This is a genomic window from Pseudomonas sp. (assembly GCF_040514055.1).
Classification (GTDB): domain Bacteria; phylum Pseudomonadota; class Gammaproteobacteria; order Pseudomonadales; family Pseudomonadaceae; genus Aquipseudomonas.
The window spans coordinates 164,246-184,219 of sequence record NZ_JBEVDL010000016.1; the positions used below are offsets into that span (position 1 = coordinate 164,246).

Below are 19,974 nucleotides of genomic sequence, written 5' to 3' on the forward strand. Positions count from 1 at the left end.
CTCTCCGATATCAGTCTGGCACTGCTAAGCTCAGGCGAGGCCTGATCACTAGGCAGTCACGGAGGCCGCATGATTCGCTCGATTCTCTATGCCACCGATCTGGGGCTCTACGCGCCTTACGTGTTGCAACATGCGCTGGCCTTGACTCGTTCCTTCCAGGCCGACCTCTATGTCATTCACGCCGTCGAGCCGATGGGCCTGTTTGCCGAGTCGGTGCTGCAGACCTACCTTGACCAGGGAACGCTCAACGAAATGCGCAGCAAGGGTTTGAGCACCGTCATGGCCAGTATCGAGCAGCGGGTGCTGGAAGGCTTTCGCGACGAGTTGGGCGAGGCGCAGGAGGACATGGCACTGATCCGGGCGGTACGGGTGGTGCAGGGCGATCCACCGCTGGTGATTCTCGAGCAAGCCCAGAAACTCGGCGTCGACCTGCTGGTCGTAGGCAGTCACAGCCATGGCGCGCTGGCCGATACGCCGCTGGGGCGAACCGCGGCTCGCCTGGTGCAATTGTCCGAGGTGCCCGTGTATCTGGTGCCAATGCTGCAGCATCGAGGCCGTGGCGAGCTCTGAGGCCCTCTGGGGCTCGCACCAGCAAATTTGAAAAAAACGTCTAGTTTTATTGTTCAAACTACTAATATGGTTATATATCGCCGCTGGCAGTGCAGGCGTCGTCTATTTGCGTTGAGGGCTATTTATGAAACTCCAGCAATTGCGCTATATCTGGGAAGTGGCGCACCACGACCTAAACGTCTCGGCGACGGCGCAAAGCCTGTACACCTCGCAGCCGGGCATCAGCAAGCAGATTCGCCTGTTGGAGGACGAGCTGGGCGTGGAGGTGTTCGCCCGCAGTGGCAAACACTTGACTCGGGTGACGCCGGCGGGGGAGCGCATCATCACCACGGCCGGCGAGATCCTGCGCAAGGTCGAGAGTATCAAGCAGATCGCCCAGGAGTTCTCCAACGAGAAGAAAGGCACCCTGTCCATCGCCACCACGCACACCCAGGCCCGTTACGCGCTGCCGCCGGTGATCAGCAGTTTCATCAAGCAATACCCGGACGTCGCGCTGCACATGCATCAAGGCACCCCGATGCAGATCGCCGAAATGGCGGCGGATGGCACAGTGGATTTCGCCATCGCCACCGAAGGCCTGGAGCTGTTCAATGACCTGATCATGATGCCCTGCTACCGCTGGAATCGCTGTGTGGTGGTACCCCAGGGGCATCCGTTGACCAAGTTGCCCAAGCTCACCCTGGAGGCATTGGCCGAGTACCCGATCGTCACTTATGTGTTCGGCTTTACCGGTCGCTCGAAACTGGATGAGGCCTTCAGTCACCGCGGCCTGACGCCCAAGGTGGTGTTCACCGCGGCCGACGCCGACGTGATCAAGACCTATGTGCGGCTCGGACTGGGGGTCGGGATCGTGGCCAAGATGGCGGTCGATGCCAAGCTCGATCCAGACCTGGTGGTGCTCGATGCCGGCGAACTGTTCGAGGCCAGCGTGACCAAGATTGGCTTCCGGCGGGGCACCTTCCTGCGCGGTTTCATGTGCGACTTCATCGAGAAATTCGCGCCGCACCTGACGCGGGAGGTGATGGCCAAGGCGGTGCAGTGCCACAACAAGGCGGAGTTGGAAGAGATGTTCCAGGGAGTGGACCTGCCGGTCCACTGAGCCTCGGTTCGCCTGTCACGCCAAGGCCCGCTGATTGCAGCGGGCTTTTTTATGGGCGCTGTGGAGGTGCAGGCCGCTGGCGTACCGGCGCCGCGGTCGGGCTCAGGCTTTGCTGATCAGGTTGCCGGCGTGCAGGCCGCACTCCTTCTGCGTGGCTTCCTCCCACCACCAGCGACCTTCACGCTCGTGCTGGTTGGGCAGTACCGGACGGGTGCAGGGCTCGCAGCCGATGCTGATAAAACCGCGTTCGTGCAGGCTGTTGTATGGCAACTCGAGCATGCGGATATAGCCCCAGACCTCCTCGCTGGTCATGCGCGCCAGCGGGTTGAATTTGATCAACGGCCGATCAGGGGTCGAGAAGGCGCTGTCGACTTCCAGCGCCGCCACCTCGCTGCGGGTGCCCGGGCTCTGATCCCGGCGCTGGCCAGTGGCCCAGGCCCGCACGTTCGATAGCTTGCGCCGCAGCGGCTCGATTTTACGGACGCCGCAACACTCGCCATGGCCATCCTGGTAGAAGCTGAACAGGCCCTTTTCCCGTACCAGCGGCTCCAGGCGGCTGGGGTCCGGGGACAGCAGTTCGATGACGATGCCGTAATGGCTGCGTACCTGCTCGATAAAACGGTAGGTCTCCGGGTGCAGGCGACCGGTGTCGAGGCTGAACACCTTGACCTGTTTGTTCAGCTTCCAGGCCATGTCCAGCAGCACCACATCCTCGGCGCCGCTGAAGGAAATCCACAGGTCGTCGCCGAACTCGGCGAAGGCCAGCTTGAGGAGGTCCTGGGGGGATCGGCTGGCGTAGGTCGTGGCCAGTTCGGTGACGTCGAAGGGGGTGCTCATCAGGCAGGCTTCCTCGGTGGGGTGGCGCTGGGCGCTCTATGGGCCGATGGTAGCAAAAAGGCAGTTATACAACTAAATAACCAACAACGAGGTCGACTGCATGTTTTGAATATAAAAGACCGCGTTGCGGCGGGTCGGTGGAGCCGCTAGAGTGCCGCCTTCAAATCCCTCGCGAGGAGCGTGCCGTGGAAATTGCCTGTCTCGATCTGGAAGGCGTGCTGGTGCCGGAAATCTGGATCGCCTTTGCCGAGAAAACTGGCATTGAAGCCCTCAAGGCCACCACCCGGGACATTCCCGACTATGACGTGCTGATGCAGCAACGCTTGCGGATTCTCGACGAGCACGGCTTGAAGCTTTCCGATATCCAGGCGGTGATCGCGACGCTCAAGCCGATGGACGGCGCGCTGGAGTTCGTCGACTGGCTGCGCGAGCGCTTCCAGGTGGTGATTCTCTCGGACACCTTCTACGAGTTTTCCCAGCCACTGATGCGTCAGTTGGGGTTTCCGACCCTGCTCTGCCACAAGCTGCTGACCGATGCCAGCGACCGGGTGACCGGTTACCAGCTGCGCCAGAAAGACCCCAAGCGCCAGTCGGTGCTGGCATTCAAAAGCCTGTACTACCGGGTGATTGCCGCGGGCGACTCGTACAACGACACCACCATGCTGGCCGAGGCCCATGCCGGCATCCTGTTCCATGCGCCGGACAACGTGATCCGCGAGTTCCCGCAGTTCCCCGCAGTGCACAGCTACGCTGCGCTCAAGCTGGAGTTTATCAAGGCTTCCAACCGCGACCTCAGCCTGTAGCGCGCTTGCGGCAGCCCTGTTGGCCCGTGCCCGCGGGCTTGCCCGGGCGGCGCCTCACGCGAAGCCGCTGAGGCGCTCCAGGGTCTGCAGCAGCACCTTTACCTTGGTGATCGACTCCTGGTACTCGGCCTGCCAGTGGGAATCGGCGACGATGCCGCCGCCGCCCCAGCAGCTGACCTGGCCATGCTCGATCAGCAGGCTGCGGATGGCGATCGAGCTGTCCATCTCGCCCCGTACGTCCAGGTACAGCAACGAACCGCAATAGAACGCCCGGCGGGTCGGTTCCAACTCGTCGATGATCTGCATGGCGCGGATTTTCGGCGCGCCGGTGATCGAACCCCCCGGAAAACTGCCTGCCAGCAGGTCCAGGGCATCCTTGCCCGCCGCCAGTTCGCCGGTCACGCTGCTGACCAGGTGGTGGACGTTCGGGTAGGTCTCCAGCGCGAACAGTTCCGGCACCCGCACCGAGCCGATGCGACAGGTACGCCCCAGGTCATTGCGCAGCAGGTCGACGATCATCAGGTTCTCGGCGCGGTCCTTGCTGCTGGCCAGCAGGGCCTCGGCCTCGGCCCGATCCTGCTGCGCCGTTTGTCCGCGGGGGCGCGTGCCCTTGATCGGACGGGTCTCGACCGCCCCCTGGTGCAGGCGCAGAAAGCGTTCCGGTGACAGGCTGAGCAATGCGCCCCCACTGGCCAGGCGCTGGAAACCGGCGAAGGGCGTCGGGCAAGCGGCACGCAGGGCCCGGTAGGCGGTCCAGGGCTCACCCACGCAGGGCGCACGGAAGCGCTGGGCAAAATTCACCTGGTAGCAGTCGCCGGCCTGGATATAGGCCTGGATGCGTTCGATCGCCTGGCGGTATTGCGCCTCGCTGAGGTCGGCGGAAAACCGCGTGCTTAGGGCGAAGGGGGCTTCGTCCGGGGTGGGTGTCTGCTCGAGCAGGCGTAGCACACGCTGGCGCTCGCCGTCGGCCAGGCTGGGATGACAGACCAGTTGGGTGGTGCCCGCCTGATGGTCGCTGACCAGGGCCCAGGCATACAGGCCGAACCGCGCGTCGGCCAGTTCGAGGTCGGCCACTGCCGTGCTGGGCAGGCTTTCCAGCCGCCGTCCGAAGTCATAGGACAGGTAACCGATCAGGCCACCGACGAATGGCAGCTCCAGCGCGTCCGGCGCGCTGGCCGGACCCAGGGTCGCGAGCGCGTCGCGCAGGCGTTGCAGAAAGTCGTTGGCCGATTCGTCGGGTGCCGCCGACAACTGCGCCAATGGCCAGGCGCTGGCCAGGTCGTAGCGTCCACGCTGCGCTTGCGGCCGACCGGCGTCCAGCAGCACCGCGCCAGGGGCATGGCACAGGGCCGCGAAATAGTCGGCGGGGTCGGCGCGATAGGGCAGCGGGTAAACGGAGCAGATTGGCATGCGGAAGGTCGGACGGGCGCGGAACGCGATTGTAGACCCTCGCCAGGATTCGGCCTAGCACCGCAGCGGTTTACTCCGGGAGGCTGCGCTGATTAGTATGCAAGGGTGACAGGGAGTTGAACTTTAGTCCTACAACAAGAATGAACAAGGGATCAGGTCGTGGATGCAGCACTCAATCCAGCCGCAGGCAGTCTGCTGCGCTCAATAATGACGCCGCCGCAGGTGGCGGCCGATTACATGGCCCGGCCGCAGGTGCAGGCGGCCTTCGAGGCCCAGCCGCACGCCCGCGTGCTGCTGTTCGCCGCTCCGGCGGGGTTCGGCAAGAGCTCGGTGTTGGCAGCCCTCGCCGCTGCCCGCCAGGCTGCCGGAAGCCCGGTGGCCTGGTGTTCGCTGAATGGCGAGGATGACGAGCCGGCGCGTTTTTTTCGGCACCTGATCGGCGCCTTGCGCCAGGTGGTTCCCGGGCTGGGCGAGGACGCGCTGGGCTACCTGCACAACAGCTCGCGGGTGCCGGTCGCGGCGGTCATGGAAAGCCTGTTGGCAGACCTGGCCGAGCACGCGCAACCGCTGCTGCTGGTGCTCGATGACCTGCACCTGATCAGCGACGGCCAACTGCTGACGGCGCTGCATCGTCTGGTGCAGCACGCGCCCGGCGGATTCGTGCTGGCCATCGGCAGTCGTTGCCAGCCGGCGCTGAACCTGGCGACCCTACGGGCCAAGGACCTGCTGCTGGAAATTGGCGCCGAAGAACTGCGCCTGACCGAAAGCGAAACCCGCGACTACCTCGACCGCAATGGCCTGCAGCTGGACAGCGCGACCCTGCGTGCACTGCATGGCCAGACCGAGGGCTGGATGGTCGGTGTGCACCTGGCCAGTCTCTGGTTGCGCCACCAGCCGGCGGCCGAGGGGCCGATCCGGCAGATGGGCGGCACGCCACTGGCCGTCGGCGACTACCTGCTGCGTTCAGTGTTCGAGCAGTTGCCGGGCGAGCGTCAGGAGGTGCTGCTGGCGCTGGGCGTGGCCAGTCAACTCAGTGGTGACCTGGCGAACGCGCTGACCGGTCGCCAGGACGGCCAGGCGCTGCTGGAGGAGCTGGAAAGTCTGCAACTGTTCCTGCTGCCTCTGGACCGCGATCGGCAGTGGTACCGCTTTCATAACCTGTTCGCCGATTTTCTTCGGGGGCGCTTGCAAGAGCGCGATCCCGAGCGCCTCAAGCAGCTGCACTTCAACGCCAGTCTGTGGTTCACCAATCACCATATGCAGAACCTGGCCCTGCACCACGCCTGCCGCGCCGAGGACCCGGAAATGCTCGCGGCGCTGGTCGATGGCTGTGGCCTGGAGCTGATCAACCGCGGCCAGCTGGGACAGATCTATCGCTGGCGCAAGCACATCCCCGATGCTATCGCCGCGCGCTACCCGGTGTTGGTGTTGGCCGATGTCTGGGACAAGGCCGCGAGCCTGGCGCTGCCGGAGGCCAACCGGATGCTCGATGAGCTGCTGGCGCGGTGGTCCAAGGCCAAGGCCGATGCGCCACTGAATCCCAGCTACCTGGCCGCGTTGACCGTCAAGGCGGTGATCGCCCTGCAAAAGGATGATCTGGAGCTGTGCATCGTGCTGGCGCGCAAAGCCGAAATCCAGCTGGGCCAGCACACCGCCTTTCTCGAAGTGGCGCTGCTGCTGACCGGTGCCCTGGCTCAGGTGGTGCTGGGGCAGGGCGATGCGGCGCGGCGGTTGCTGGCGCTGGCCCAGCAGCGCAATCATTTCCTCGAAGGGCGCTTCCTGGACATGCAACTGGCCAACGTGGAAATCCTCCTGGCGCTCGAACAGGGGCAGCTCAAGCAGGCGCAGCTGCTGTCCGAGCAGCTGCGGGTGCGGGTCCTGCCCTGGTTTGGCGACAAATCCCGGGCGCGGGTGCTGCCCACCTTGACCGAGTGCCTGATCGCTTACCAGCAAACGCGCCTGGAGGGCCTGGAGGAACGCTTGCGCTGGGCCTTGGCCACAGTGGACGTGATCAATCCGATCGACCTTTACGCCCAGGGCATGCTCTGTTTGGCACGTGTCCAACGCCTGCAGAACCGGCCCAAGGAGTCGCTGGCCAGCCTGGTGCTGATGCAGAACCTGGCCGCGCGCAATCAGTCCTGGCGATTTTATGCCCAGGCGGTGGGCGAGGAAATCGCCCTGATCCTGATGGAGTCCAGCGCGGATCGCTTGCAGCGGGCCGAACTGCGGCTCAAGAGTGTGGACTGGAACAAGCTGGCGGGCGCCTACAAGGAGGCGTCCTTCAACCCGGTGCTCTGGGTCCAGGGCCTGACCCGTATTCGGTTGCAGCAGGCCCGTGGGCATTACAGCGAAGCCCTGCATGAAATTACCCAGTTGCGCGGCCAGCTGCAGGCGGACTGGCATGGCTTGCAGCGGCTGCGTCTGGAGCTGCTGGCGGCCCTCAGCTACCAGCGCCTGGGTTATCAGGAGCGCGCCCAGACCCTGTTGGTGCAGTGCCTGAGTCAGGCCGAGCGCGAGGACGCGCGCAGCCTGTTTATCGAGGAAGGCGAAGCCATTCGGGTGCTGTTGGTGCAGCTCGAAGCGGCGGAGCGGCAACCGGCGCTACAGGGCTTTATCCGCGAGGTGCTGGCGCTTTGGCCCGGCCAGGACGCCCGCCGTTCGCAGACGGTGCTGGACGAAGGGCTGACCGAACGCGAACGCGAGGTGGTCTGTCTGGCCGCCAAGGGGCTTTCCAATGATGAAATCGGCCAGCAGCTGTCGCTGGCCCTGGGAACGGTAAAATGGCATCTGCACAACATCTACGAGAAGCTCAAGGTGCGCAATCGCACTCAGGCGATACGCCGCGCCCGCGAGCTGAGCTTGCTGCCCTCATGAGCGGCCCGACCCTGCAGTCGTCGCAGCCGTCCCCCAGCCCCGTGCTGCGTACCAAGTTGTTTCCCGCGGAGTCGGGCGCACGGCCACTGTTGATGCGCGCGGCCTTGATCGAACGGCTGTACGCCGCCCGCGAACAACGCCTGGTGGTCCTCAGCGCGCCGGCCGGCTTTGGCAAGAGCACGGTACTCAGCCAGTTCCGCCAGCGCCTGCTGGGCCAGGGCGCCCGTGTCGCCTGGCTGACCTGTGATGAAGCGGACAGCGAGCCGCAACGGCTGCTGCAGTACCTGATCGCCGCGATCGATGCCGTGGCGCCGGGGTTCGGCAGCAACACCGCCGGCTTGCTGCAGGGCGATGTCAGCTGGCCGATCGAAGCGGTGATCGACGCCTTTATCGCCGACCTCAAGCGCCTCGATAGCCCCCTGTACCTGATGCTGGACGACTTCCATCGCATCCGCCATCCGGCCCTGGGCCAGGGGTCGCGCTACCTGGTCGAGCGGTTGCCGAGCAAGGTGCACCTGATCACCAGCAGTCGCTACAGCCCGCGCTTTATTTCGGCCGAAGCGACACTGGCCGCCTGGGCATGGGGCCTGAATGCCGAGGACCTGCGGTTTTCGCGCCAGGAAACCGAAGCCTACCTGCGCGACGTCAAGCAACTGGCGCTCAGCGCTGCTGAACTGGACCTGCTGCAGGCCCGTACCGAGGGCTGGATCACCGCCCTGCAGCTGGCTGCGCTGGCCTTGGCCCGGCATGTCGACCGTCCGGCCTTTCTCGCCGGATTGTCCGGCACCGAGCGCAATATCGCCGACTACTTGACCGAGGATGTGCTGGCCAGCCTGCCGGAGGCGCTGCAGCTGTTCCTCGATCAAACCTCGGTGCTCGACGAGTTCAACGCCGACCTGTGCAACGCCTTGACCGGTCGCCGCGATGGCCAGGACATGCTCAGTCGCCTGCAGAGCGAGCAGTTGTTCGTGATCCGCCTGGATGAGCAGGGGGAATGGCTGCGCTATCATCACCTGTTCGCCGAGTTCCTCCAGGGCCGTCTGGCCCGCCGCGGTGATTCGACGCCGCTGCTGCATGCCGCCGCCCGCTGGTGCGAACACCACGAGTGGCCGGACCGCGCCATCAAGTACGCCTTGCGTGGCCGCGACTACGGTTTTGCCGCGGCCTTGCTCGAACGCCAGGGCGCGCGGCTGATCGCCGGCAACCGGGTCTATGGCATCCTGGCCCTGCTCAAGGGCATGCCGGCCGAGGTCATTCGCGAGCATGCGGTGTTCCAGATCTTCTACGCCTGGCAGCTGGCGTTCGAACAGAAATTCGCCGAGTCCGAGGCCCTGATCGAGGAGGTCAGTGGCCGCCTGCTGCAGGGGCGGGGCAAGGCCCTGCACTTCGGCCTGGCCGAGTTGCTGGCCGCCGCGCATCTGCTCAAGGCGCTGGTGCTGCTGTATCAGGACAAACTCGAAGCGTGCCTCAAGGTGGCGCGCCATTGGCTGAAAATGGTCCCGGATAACCAGCCGGTATTTCACGCCAGCCTGTCGTGCGTGCAGGCCGCTGCGTATGCATTGTTGGGCGAATTCGGCGAGGCGGGCCGTTCCATCGCCACAGCCCGCGCCTGCCTGGAGCAGGTCGACAGTGAATACCTGCACGTGGTCACCAGCCTGATCGAGGCGTTGATCTGCAAGGAAAGTGGCGAACTGGAGCGCGGCCGCAGCATCGCCGAGCTGGCCCGGGCGCGGGTCGAACGGGTGTTCGGGCGCTGCAGCCGGGTCGGCGGGCCCTTGGCGCTGGCCTACGCCGACCTGCTCTACGAGCAGGACCGGCATGGCGCGGTACTCGCCGAGTTGCCCCTGGCGACCACCTGGCGGGACGTTGCGACGCCGGTTGAGCTGATCAGTCGCGGTCATCTGGTGATGGCCCGGGCGCGCTTTTTTGCCGGGGAGACCGAGGCTGCGCTGCTGCAGCTGGACGCCTGGCTCGCGGGCCTGCAGGGGCCGGGCTACGAGCGTGTCTTCGCCCTGGGTATGAGCTGCAAGGTGCAGTTTCTGTTGTGGCTGCGCCGTCCGAACGAGGCTGAGCGAGTCTGCCTGCAGCTGGAGCGGCACCTCAGCCTGTTGCCGGTGGGCCGCTACCCCGATGCGCACACCGCGCTGGTCTTGGCCCAGGCGCGGCTGGCGTTGTGCGAGCGGCGTCCCGACAAGGCCCAGCTCGGGTTGGAAGGCGTGTTGCTGAAGCAGACCGCCGAGCACCAGCGTGACCGTCGGTTGCGGGTGTCGCTGTTACTCTCGGTAGCGTACTGGCGCAAGGGTAACAGTGAAAAAGCCTTTGGCTTGCTGCAGGCGACGCTGGAAGAAAGCTGGAACCTGGGTTATCGCCGCCTGTTCCAGGACGATGCCCTGTGGCTGCTGCCGCTGCTGGAGGCCTGGCAACTGGCGCAGCCGCGCCCGGCGAAACCCTGGCAAGGCCTGCTGCTGCACCTGCGCGAGCAGTGCCGCCGGCTGGCCATTGATCCAGATAAATTTGATGAAAATCATGATGTTAGCCACAGGGAGCGGGAAATTTTGCGGTTCGTCGCGGCCGGCTTGTCGAACCGCGATATCGCCCAGGCGGTGCACCTCTCCGAGGCCACGATCAAATGGCACCTGCACAACCTGTTCGCCAAGATGGGGGTGCGCAGTCGGACCCAGGCCGTACTGCGCGGCAAGAGCATGGGGTTGTTGAGCGAGGCCTGAGCGGCGTCGGACGCTGGCACCTGGCCCGCTCCATCCCTTGGATGGGCTGGCAGCCTGGGGCGGCGCCAGTAGTTTGTGCCCAGGACGCGAAGCCAGCCGCTTCACGTATCCGGGCCCGACGCGACCAGGGAGTGCAGCGTTGGGTGCGGAAATCGGCGCAAGCCGGTTCGGCTGCCACTGACAGGAGTCGCTGGCAGTGCCTCGGGGCAAACCCACCTGTGACCTTTGGAGATAACAACAATGAAAAGCTTCAAACAACTGGCGCTGGCCGCCGCCATGCTGGCCGCTCCGTTCATGGCCCAGGCCGATCTGCACGCCCTGGATGATTCGGCACTGTCGAGCGTCACCGGCCAGGACGGTATCAGCATCTCCGGCAACTTCGCCGGCTCCATCGGTAACCTGCGTTACACCGACAACGACACCGGTGGTGGCAGCCTGAACATCACCGGCATCAGCTTCACCGGTTTCACCATCTCTGACAGCGCGCCGCTGAAGGTCGACGTGGTCACCACCGCGATTGGCGGTAACGACGTTCAGCAGCTGGCGATCAGCCTGCCCGCCATGACCGGCACCGTGGCGGTCGCTGGTATCTATGTCGGCGGCACCTATGCCACCGGCGCCACCACCGGCGCCGCCAGCATCGGTTCGCTGGCGATCTCGGACATCAACATGGCCGGTACCACGGTCAAGGTCTGGGGTCACTGATCCCGTTCGTGTGAGTTGAGCCGAAAGACCCGACCAGCGCCGCTGCTCGGGGCTTTCGTGCGACTCGATTTTCTATTCACCGAGCCGGCACAGACCGCGCGGGGCCAGGGCCGTCCATGATCGAAATACTAGTGGGAAGCCTGCTGGGGGTATGGGGTTTCACCGAAGCGGTCGAGACCAAGCCGCCCGCCCAGGGCACGGTCAATCTGACGCAACCGCTGCAGCCCAACGGCCCCTTTCGCGAAGCGGTGACCCTCGAGCCGATGAGCCAGTTGCAGTTTCGCAACGTCATTCGCCAGGCCTACGACTACAGCTGCGGCTCGGCGGCGCTGACCACCTTGCTCGACTATTTCCTCGGCCAGAACCTGCAGGAACGACAGGTGATGGAAGGGCTGCTGCGCTACGGCGAGGCGGACAAGATCGTCGAGCGGCGCGGCTTCTCGCTGCTGGACATGAAGCGTTATGTCGGTGCGCTGGGCTACAAAAGCGGTGGCTTTCGCGCTGAATTCGCCGACCTCGAGGGCCTCGAGCACCCGGCGATCGTGCCGATCGAGTACGCCGGCTTCAAGCATTTCGTGGTGGTGCGCGAGGTCTACAACGACCACGTCTTCGTGGCCGATCCGGCCTTGGGCAACATCAGTTTTACCCGGGTCCGCTTCGAGGCCATCTGGGACCAGAACGTGCTGTTCGCGATCTTTCCCAGCGGCCAGCAACCGCGCAATGCGTTGGTCCTGACCGATCGGGACCTGCGCATCATCGACGACCGCACGGTCAGCCTGTTGGCCTTTCGCGAGTTTCCGCAGATCAGCAAGTTCACCGAGGACCAAGCCACCGAGCTGGGGTCCAGCGGCGATATTCAACACATCCGGCGCAAGTAGATCGCGGGTTTTGCCCGGCATAAGAAGAAAATCAAAAGTGGGGGATAACGTCATGGGAGTTAGGCGAGGGACAGCGCTCGCGCTGTGTGCGGCGCTGGCATGCACGCCGGTGCTGGCCGACGAGCCGTCGGTGGAGCAGGCGCGTGATGCCTTGGGTAAAAAAGAGGAGGATGCCGACAGCGCCAAGGCCCTGGAGGAGGTGTTCCAGGCCGCGGAAAAAAGCTACACCCTGCTCAAGCAGGGCGAGCGGACCCTGACCTACGGCTTCGACTATTCCCTGGTGCGCGACACCCTGATCGAAACCATCCGCACCGGCGACAAGGTCTACAGCGTCGTTGGACAAAGCGAGGCGCAGCACAGCTTCACCAATTCCTTCACCTTCGACTACGGGGTCTGGGACAACCTGACCTTCAGTTTACGCCTGCCCTTGGTGGCCAAGTACGACACCGAGCGTGACCTGGACGTCTATAGCCTGGGCGATATCTCCGCCAGCCTGCGCTGGCAGCCCTGGACTTCGCTGCGCGGCAAACCGGTCACCACCCTGTACGCCAGCCTGGGGCTGCCGACGGGCAGCAGTCCCTACGACATCAACGTCGACCGCGACCTGGCCACCGGCAGTGGCTATTACAGCCTCGGCGGCGGGGCGAACCTGTCCTATGTGATCGACCCGGTGGTGCTCTTTGGCTCCCTCGGTTACACCTACAACCTGCCATCCACCGATATCAACCAGACCCGGGGCGGGCGGCGCCTGGAGGAGGTCGAGCCGGGTTCGACCCTGTCGTTGAGCATGGGCTTCGCCTATGCCCTGTCCTACGACGTGTCGCTGGCCACCTCCTTCCAGATGGCCCACAGCCTGGCGCCCACCTTTACCTTCGCCGACACCCGCCTCGAGGGGGCGGAACAGACCAGCGCGATCATGAACTTCTCCCTGGGCCTGCGCACCTCGCCGGACTACATCGTCAACGTCAACGCCGGTTTCGGCATGACCGAGGACTCCCCGGATGTCCTTCTGGGCTTTTCCCTGCCCCTGGACATCAAGGGCCTCAAAGCCCCCTAACCTGCGAGCGAGCACCTGATGAAACGACGTATTTCGCCGTTGGCCCGGGCGGCTGCGGCAGGCCTGTGGCTCGGTGCCGGTGGGGTGCAGGCGCAGTTGGCGCAGAACCTGACCATCGGCAACCCCAAGGCGATGGCCCTGGGCAACGCCGTCACGGCCGATTCCACCGGGGTGGATGCGGTGCACTACAACCCGGCGGCGCTGACCAAGCTCAAGGGCCGCCAGACCACCACCAAGTTCATTACCGGGATCATGGATATCCGTGCGGATTTCGACGCGCCGGCCAACTACGGCGATAAATTCCTCGGCCTCAAGGACGACCCGGTGGCCAACTCGTCGAGTCGCACCACCGCCGCCGCCATGTACCTGCCGGGCATGGGCGGGGCCACTGAATTGCCGCTGCTGTTCGCGCCCCTGGGCGGGGTGTCGATCAATCCGCCGGGCTCGAAATTCACCTTCGCCACCAATATCTACGCGCCCCAGGCGCTGGGTTTTTCCCGCGACGATGACGATCCCGGACGCTACCAGGGCAAGGATGTGGTGATCCAGCGCATCACCTATTTTTCGCCGTCGGTCGGTTACCAGGTCAACGACCAGCTGGCGCTGGGGCTGTCGATCGGCTTCTCGCACCAGGCCATGGCGCTGAACCAGGATTTTCGCGCGCCCAATGTGCTGACCGGCTTTACCGGCGCGGCGCAGAACGCGCTGTGCACCGTGCAGGGCAACCCGTTCGATGTGCTGCTGAACCTCTGTGGCGGCGACCTGGGGCCCTTCACCGACATCGCCAACCTGGATATCGACATGCAGCAGACGCTGTCGCCCACCTGGAACCTGGGCGTGCTCTGGGAGCCGAACGACTGGTTCGCCCTCGGCGCCGTCTACCAGAGCGAGGCGCGCATGCACCTGCAGGGCAAGTACAACATCGATTACACCCAAGATTGGCAAGGGTTCTGGCGCGGCCTGGACAGTTCCCTGGTCGGCGCGATCTTCAACAGCATCACCCCCGATGGCGTCTTCGACGAGGAGCACGGCAACGTCTCCATGGACATGACCTACCCGGCGCATTTCGCCGCCGGCCTCAAGTTCAAGCCGCACCCGCGCTGGCAGCTCAACTTTGACCTGAAATGGACCGACTACGCGGCCTGGAACGCCTTCAAGCTGGAGTTCGACCAACCGCTGGACGTCCTGCGGATCGCCAGCCTGTTTTCCCCCGAGAACGCCACCGCGACCAGCATCACCCTGGATCGCGGCTACGAATCGGTGTGGAGCTGGGCGCTGGGGGTGCAGTACGAAGTCAATGACCGGCTGAGCCTGCGCGCCGGCTACGAGCCGCGCCCCTCGGCCATTCCCGGCGACAAGGCGGACGTGCTGGCGCCCTTGGGCGATGCCGACCTGTATGGCCTGGGGGTCGGTTACCGCTGGGACCAGGACACCGTGATCGACCTGGGCTTCAACTACCTGGTGAGCACCCAGAGCATTCCCGCCGGATCCAGCTGCAACGCCAACTGCTCGGGCATCGACAGCATGGTGTACAACCCCTATTCCGACCTGAATATCGAGACGCGCGTGCAGGCCTACATTCTCGCCCTGACCTACAGGACCCGCTTTTGAACGCCGTGGCCCGTTACCCGTCCGGCGTCCTGCTGGCGTGCCTGCTGGCGACGGTCGTGCAGGCCGGGGAGGGTCGCTACCTGACCTGGATCGACGACCAAGGCCGCTTGTACAACAGTTTCGTCGCGGGCAGCGACTTGGGGCAGCCCAACCGCGCCGCCCGTCCGGTCGAGCGGACCGACCCGGCCGGGGAGGTGGGCGAGGGGACGGCCAGCGGCGAGAGCAAACGCCGCTACTTCACCTGGGTCGATGGCAACGGCACCTTGCAAAACAGTTTCTATGCCGGCCCTCGGCAGGCGCAGGACCACGCGGCGCAAGGACTGTTGCGCAATGGCCAGCGTCCCGACGACTACATCGACGCCGATGTCCTCGAAGGCCGTGGCTATCGGCGCCCAGGGCAAGCGCCCGGCTACTACACCTGGGTCGACGAGCAGGGGCGCATGCGCAATGCCCCGATCAACCCCCAGGCGGCCGGCGCGGCCGCGTCGGACAGCCCGTCGGCAATCCGTTTTACCGAGGGTCGCCAGGTCGAATTCAGCCGCAAGGCCGCGCTGTTGCCCGGCCTGGACGGCCAACCCAGTGCGGCGCTGCAAGCCTTGCTCGAGGGCAGCCCCGGATCGGTCGAGGGGCTCTACCAAAGCCTGGTGGAGCAGTGTTGCGGGCAACTGGCGGACAGCACCTTTATCGAGCTGTCGGCCGACGAACCGCGTTATGCAGAGCTCGACCGTTATTCACCGAGCTTCGATTTTCCCATGGGGCGCAGTGCCTATGCGGCGCTTAAGTTGCCTGCGGCGCACCGTACCTACGGGCTGCGGGTGCGCAGTTTCGCCAACAAGCAGCTGGTGTACCCCTCGCTGCTGTTTCTCGATGCGGCCAAGCGACCGACCCGCCTGGTCAGTGATGCGGTCTACCAGTTGCACGCCGAGACCTGGTATCGCTATGCCTTTATCGAGGGCACGGTGCCGGTCAGGGCGGCGGAGGGTGAGCGCTATGTGCTGCTGCTGACCACCGACCAGGACCGCCAGCTGCAGACCCTGGACAACAAGCCCTTCAAGCGTCCCTTGCAGGACCTGGCCTTGGACCCGCGCGGCATGCAGGCCCACGCCCATGCCGACGAAGGTGCCTTCGAGCTGGCTATCGAACGCTAGGGCCGTGGGTTGACATAACAGCCAAGTGCCCGCGCGCGCATCCTGGATAAGCTGTGACCCGGGATCAGCGCCGGCTTGCCGGACGCTGATGGACGCGGCAGGCGGCCGCGAATCGACGAACAGGACCGGCACATGGACTTTGCATTTTCGATCACCTTCAAGGCGGCCACTCCCTGGACCCTGCAGGCCGTGGCGCGGTTGTTGGGCACACCTTGCCAACGCAGCCGCCCTGAAAGCAGCGCGCCCTTTATCGAGGCCGCGCGCGAGCTTAACCAGCAGCATGGCGAAACCCTGGCACGCGGCTTTCTGGCCCACCTGGCCTGCGAGCACCGCGCCGACTTGCGCGCCCAGGAGGGCCCGCGGGCCTGGCCAGTGCCGGCGCATGGCCCCCTGCAGCGACGGTTCGTCGAGAGTGCCCCGGAAATCGCCGAGGACCTGGCGTTGTTCCTCTACAGCCTGTGCCCGGGGCTGGAGTTCGAGATCGAAGGCGACCACAGGGACGCGCCCCATGGTTATCGGTATGCCTGCCAACAGGGGGTCTTTGTCGAGGAGCAGGGGTTTTTAAGTCCCGTGTGACGTCCCCTCACAGGCACACTGTCAGTAGGGCGCGTCGCCGAGAATGGTCGCGCGGTGCATCACCCGGCGCTGCGGTCGGTAGTCGTCGACCGCGTAGTGTTGGGTCACCCGGTTGTCCCAAAAGGCCAGGTCGTCTGGCTGCCAGCGCCAGCGCAGGGTGAATTCCGGGCGGGTCGCGTGGCTGAACAGAAACTTCAGCAGCACCTCGCTTTCGGCCGGCTCCAGCTGGTCGATGCGGCTGGTGAAACCCTCGTTGACGAACAGCGCCTTGCGTCCGCTGACCGGGTGGGTGCGAATCACCGGGTGCGACAGCGGTGGGTTGCTCTGCCGCGCCTGGTCCCAGCGGGTCCGGTCCGCCTCACGGGTGCCGAACCGCTCCAGGGGAAAGGAGCGGACGAAATCGTGGGTCGCGGTCAGGCCATCGAGCAACCGTTGCAGGGGCGTGGACAAGGCCTCGAAGGCCGCGATGCCGCTGGCCCACAAGGTGTCGCCGCCGCAGGTCGGGAGCTGTTTGGCACAGAGCACCGCACCCAGCGCCGGGGTGGGCAGGAAGGTCACGTCGGTGTGCCAGATGGCATTGTCGCGCACGTCGGTGACGGCCGTATCGAGCACCAGCACCTCGGGCTGCTCGGGGCTGCGGGGGAAAATCGGGTGGATATGCAGCGGGCCGAAACGTCGGGCGAAGGCGGCCTGCTCGACCGGGCTCAGCGGCTGTTCGCGCAGGAACAGCACCTGGTGTTCGAGCAGGGCACTTTCCAGCCCGGCTTGTTGCTGATCATCCAGCGGCTGGCGCAGGTCCAGGTCTTCGACCAGAGCACCGAGGGCGGGGCTGAGGGGGGTGATGCGCATAAGGGACTCCGGTTAACGCGGGCAGCGGGGGATATCGAGCAGGATCAATGGCCCTGGCCATGCCAGGGCGCCAACCGGCGCTGCAGCCAGCGCAGGCCCAGCTCCAGGGCGCAGGCGATGCTGGCGATCACCAGGATGCCCAGCACCACCACATCGGTGACCAGGAATTGCGCGGCCGACTGGACCATAAAGCCCAGGCCGCTGGTGGCGGCGATCAGCTCGGCCGCCACCAGGGTCGACCAGCCGACCCCAAGGCCGATGCGCACGCCAGTGAGGATGTCCGGCAAGGCGCTGGGCAGGATCACGTGGCGAATCAGTTGCACGGGGCTGGCGCCCAGGGAGAGAGCGGCACGCAGCTTGCCCGGGTCGACGGTGCGGACCCCGGTGGCGGTGGCGATGGCGATCGGGGCGAACATCGCCAGGTAGATCAGCAGGACCTTGGAGAACTCACCGATGCCGCACCAGATTACGATCAGCGGCAGGTAGGCCAGGGGCGGAATCGGCCGGTAGAACTCGATCAGCGGGTCGAGCAACGCGCGGGCCACCGCGCTGCGGCCCATGGCGATGCCGATGGGTATCGCGCTCAGCACTGCCGCGAGCAAGGCCAGGCCAATGCGCTGCAGGCTGGCGCCGAGGTGCTGCCAAAGGGTTGACTCCATGTAGCCCTGGGTCAGCAGCAGTCCGGCTTTCTGCAGGACCGCCGAGGGCGGCGGCAGGAACAGCGGTTCGATCAGTCCGCTGGCGGTCACGGCCCACCAGAGCAGGATCAGGCTGCCCAGGCTCAGGCCGCTCAGCCAGTGCCGCGAATGGGCGTGTGCCGCGGGCGGCGCAGCGACCGGTTGGATCAGGGGCAGGTCGATGCTGCTCATGAGAGGGACTCCTGGCGGCGCGACGCCGGGTGGCGAGTGAAGACCTGCGCCAGCACATGCTCGCGGGTTTCGATAAACACCGGGTCGGATTTGATTGCCCGTGCCGACTCGCCTGCCGCATAACGGCGTCCGAAGTCCAGGGACAGGCGCTCGACGATCCGGCCGGGGTGCGGTGCCAGCAGCACCAAATCGGTGGCCAGGAACACCGCCTCCTCGATGTCATGGGTGATCAGCAGCACCGGCTTGGCGGTGCGTTGCCAGACTTGCAGCAGCAGTTCCTGCATCTGTTCGCGGGTAAAGGCGTCCAGCGCGGCGAAAGGCTCGTCCATCAGCAGCAACCGTGGGTCGGCCGCCAGCGCGCGGGCCAGGCCCACCCGTTGTTTTTGGCCGCCGGACAATTGCCAGATCGGCCGTTGATCGAAGCCGGCCAGGTCGACCAGGGCCAGCAGTTCGCGAGCGCGAGCTTCCCGGGTGGCCCGCGGCACACTGGCCAGCGCCAGGCCGAAGGCGACATTGGCCAACACGTCCTGCCAGGGCAGCAAGGCGTCGTCCTGGAACACCACGCCGCGGTCGGCGCCGGGCCCCTCGATGGCCTGGCCGTCGAGTTCGATTCGGCCGCGCGCAGGTTTGACAAAACCGGCGATCAGGTTGAGCAGGGTGGTCTTGCCGCTGCCCGAAGGCCCCAGGGCGACCAGCAGCTGCTGCGGTCCCAGCTCGAGGCTGAGGTCGGCCAGCACCGGCTCGGTGCCGCCGGGATACCAGGCGCTGACGTGCTCCAGGCGTAGGCGAGCCATAAAATATACTCCGGATTGACGGGGCGGAGGCGGGGCCGTTTTGCCCGTCCCCCGCCGGGCTGCACTCAGGGGGTGACGAACCGGGCGTTGACGTAGGGGGCGTAGTCCGCCAACACGGCATCGACCTTGCCCTGTTCCTTGAGGAAGCGCGCGGTATCGGTGATGGCCTGGGTGGTGGGCGCGCCCAGCGCCAGCTGCTGATCGGCGGCCAGCGGAAAGACATTGCCTTCCAGCAGGGCCGGGATGTCCTCGGCCTTGGCGCCCGAGAGCTTGACGACCTTGGCGATATTGGCCGGATCCGCCGCCCAGGCCGTGGGGTTCTGGCGGTAATCGGCATAGGCGGCCAGGGTCACCTGGGCAAACGCGCGGACCACGTCCGGGTGTGCCTCGGCAAAATCCTTACGCACGATCCAGGCGTCGAAGGTCGGGGCCCCGAGGTGGCTCAGTTCGGCGGAGGTGATCAGCACCTGGCCGGTTTCCTTGGTGCGGCCCAGGGCCGGGTCCCAGACGTAGGTGGCGTCGATGTCGCCCCGTTGCCAGGCGGCGATGATGGCCGGCGGTGCCAGGTTGAGGATCTGCACCTGCTTGGGATCGATCTTCCAGTGCTTGAGCGCCGCCAGCAGGCTGTAATGGCCGGTCGAGACGAAGGGTACCGCGACTTTCTTGCCGATCAGGTCGGCGGGGCTGCTGATGCCCGCGCCATTGCGCGCCACCAAGGCTTCTGCAGCGCCAATCTGGGTAGCGATCAGAAAGGTCTGCACCGGCAGCTGACGACTGGCCGCGGCCGCCAGCGGGCTGGAACCGACGTAGCCGATCTGTACGTCACCGGAGGCGACTGCGGTGATCACCTCGGCGCCGCTGTCGAACTTGCGCCAGTCGATCGTGGCGCCACTGGCTTTTTCGTACAGGCCATCGGCCTGGGCGGCCTTGGCCGGGTCAACGGTGGTCTGGTAGGCCACGGTCAGTTCGACGGCCTGGACGCTGAGCGCCACGCTGCTGGCGGCAAGCAGACCCAGCAGGGGCAAGGGAATTCGGAAACGGCTCATGGATAAAGCTCCTCGACAACGGGTTAACCGGCTTCGAAGAGGCCGGACCACAAAAGGGGACTGGGGAGAAAGCAGCGTCCGGTGGTCCGGTAGAACTAATTTAATGGATATAAAAAACTAAA

At 65.4% G+C, this 19,974-nt stretch carries 17 protein-coding genes; 11 read left to right on the forward strand and 6 right to left on the reverse strand.

Annotated elements, in window-relative coordinates:
* The first annotated feature begins 69 nt into the window (after positions 1–69).
* Together ABWY06_RS04965 and cysB are read left to right on the forward strand one after the other, a co-directional pair.
* Positions 70–570, forward strand: a complete 501-nt coding sequence (locus ABWY06_RS04965) for a universal stress protein (RefSeq protein WP_353924463.1) — start codon at positions 70–72, stop codon at positions 568–570.
* A gap of 124 nt (positions 571–694) precedes the next feature.
* Complete coding sequence (gene cysB, locus ABWY06_RS04970) at positions 695–1,669, forward strand: HTH-type transcriptional regulator CysB (protein ID WP_353924464.1); 975 nt, start codon at positions 695–697, stop codon at positions 1,667–1,669.
* Positions 1,670–1,771: 102 nt separating this feature from the next.
* On the opposite strand, the gene ABWY06_RS04975 is transcribed toward cysB, so the two are convergent.
* A complete protein-coding gene (locus tag ABWY06_RS04975; RefSeq protein WP_353924465.1) occupies positions 1,772–2,506 on the reverse strand; it encodes a phosphoadenylyl-sulfate reductase in 735 nt (244 codons plus the stop codon).
* Between the two features lie 185 nt (positions 2,507–2,691).
* Here ABWY06_RS04975 and thrH point away from each other — a divergent pair, with 185 nt between their 5' ends.
* Positions 2,692–3,309, forward strand: coding sequence for a bifunctional phosphoserine phosphatase/homoserine phosphotransferase ThrH (gene thrH, locus ABWY06_RS04980; RefSeq protein ID WP_353924466.1), 618 nt, complete (start codon positions 2,692–2,694; stop codon positions 3,307–3,309).
* 54 nt (positions 3,310–3,363) lie between these two features.
* On the opposite strand, the gene pabB is transcribed toward thrH, so the two are convergent.
* A complete protein-coding gene (gene pabB / locus ABWY06_RS04985) occupies positions 3,364–4,719 on the reverse strand; it encodes an aminodeoxychorismate synthase component I (protein WP_353924467.1) in 1,356 nt (451 codons plus the stop codon).
* Positions 4,720–4,878: 159 nt separating this feature from the next.
* On the opposite strand from pabB, the gene ABWY06_RS04990 reads away from it, so the two are divergent.
* The 8 genes from ABWY06_RS04990 (at position 4,879) to ABWY06_RS05025 (ending at position 16,294) form a co-directional block, all read left to right on the forward strand.
* Positions 4,879–7,593: a winged helix-turn-helix domain-containing protein gene (locus ABWY06_RS04990; protein ID WP_353924468.1), complete on the forward strand. Its 2,715-nt coding sequence runs from the start codon at positions 4,879–4,881 to the stop codon at positions 7,591–7,593.
* Entirely contained in the window at positions 7,590–10,319 is a 2,730-nt protein-coding gene (locus tag ABWY06_RS04995) for a helix-turn-helix transcriptional regulator (RefSeq protein ID WP_353924469.1), read from the forward strand. The genes ABWY06_RS04990 and ABWY06_RS04995 overlap by 4 nt, the downstream gene beginning before the upstream one ends.
* Positions 10,320–10,559: 240 nt before the next feature.
* Positions 10,560–11,024: a DUF6160 family protein gene (locus ABWY06_RS05000; RefSeq protein ID WP_353924470.1), complete on the forward strand. Its 465-nt coding sequence runs from the start codon at positions 10,560–10,562 to the stop codon at positions 11,022–11,024.
* A 116-nt stretch (positions 11,025–11,140) separates the two neighbouring features.
* Complete coding sequence (locus ABWY06_RS05005; protein ID WP_353924471.1) at positions 11,141–11,902, forward strand: C39 family peptidase; 762 nt, start codon at positions 11,141–11,143, stop codon at positions 11,900–11,902.
* A 52-nt stretch (positions 11,903–11,954) separates the two neighbouring features.
* Positions 11,955–12,959 (forward strand): transporter, encoded by a 1,005-nt coding sequence (locus tag ABWY06_RS05010; protein ID WP_353924472.1) that lies wholly within the window; start codon positions 11,955–11,957, stop codon positions 12,957–12,959.
* Between the two features lie 18 nt (positions 12,960–12,977).
* A complete protein-coding gene (locus ABWY06_RS05015) occupies positions 12,978–14,570 on the forward strand; it encodes an outer membrane protein transport protein (RefSeq protein ID WP_353924473.1) in 1,593 nt (530 codons plus the stop codon).
* 5 nt (positions 14,571–14,575) lie between these two features.
* The gene (locus ABWY06_RS05020; protein WP_502948149.1) at positions 14,576–15,718 is read left to right on the forward strand and encodes a MalM family protein; all 1,143 of its coding nucleotides are present in this window, start codon (positions 14,576–14,578) and stop codon (positions 15,716–15,718) included.
* Positions 15,719–15,850: 132 nt separating this feature from the next.
* On the forward strand, positions 15,851–16,294 hold the full coding sequence (locus ABWY06_RS05025; protein ID WP_353924474.1) for a hypothetical protein: 444 nt from the start codon (positions 15,851–15,853) through the stop codon (positions 16,292–16,294).
* A 21-nt stretch (positions 16,295–16,315) separates the two neighbouring features.
* Here the strand turns inward: ABWY06_RS05025 and tauD are convergent, their stop codons facing one another.
* The 4 genes from tauD to tauA form a co-directional block, all read right to left on the reverse strand.
* Positions 16,316–17,143: a taurine dioxygenase gene (tauD, locus tag ABWY06_RS05030; protein ID WP_353924475.1), complete on the reverse strand. Its 828-nt coding sequence runs from the start codon at positions 17,141–17,143 to the stop codon at positions 16,316–16,318.
* 44 nt (positions 17,144–17,187) lie between these two features.
* Positions 17,188–18,012 (reverse strand): taurine ABC transporter permease TauC, encoded by an 825-nt coding sequence (gene tauC / locus ABWY06_RS05035; RefSeq protein ID WP_353924476.1) that lies wholly within the window; start codon positions 18,010–18,012, stop codon positions 17,188–17,190.
* Positions 18,009–18,806 carry a taurine ABC transporter ATP-binding subunit gene (gene tauB / locus ABWY06_RS05040; protein ID WP_353924477.1) on the reverse strand — a complete coding sequence of 266 codons (798 nt, stop codon included), beginning with the start codon at positions 18,804–18,806 and terminating at the stop codon, positions 18,009–18,011. The genes tauC and tauB overlap by 4 nt, the downstream gene beginning before the upstream one ends.
* A gap of 65 nt (positions 18,807–18,871) precedes the next feature.
* Entirely contained in the window at positions 18,872–19,852 is a 981-nt protein-coding gene (gene tauA / locus ABWY06_RS05045; protein ID WP_353924478.1) for a taurine ABC transporter substrate-binding protein, read from the reverse strand.
* Between the last annotated feature and the right edge of the window lie 122 nt (positions 19,853–19,974).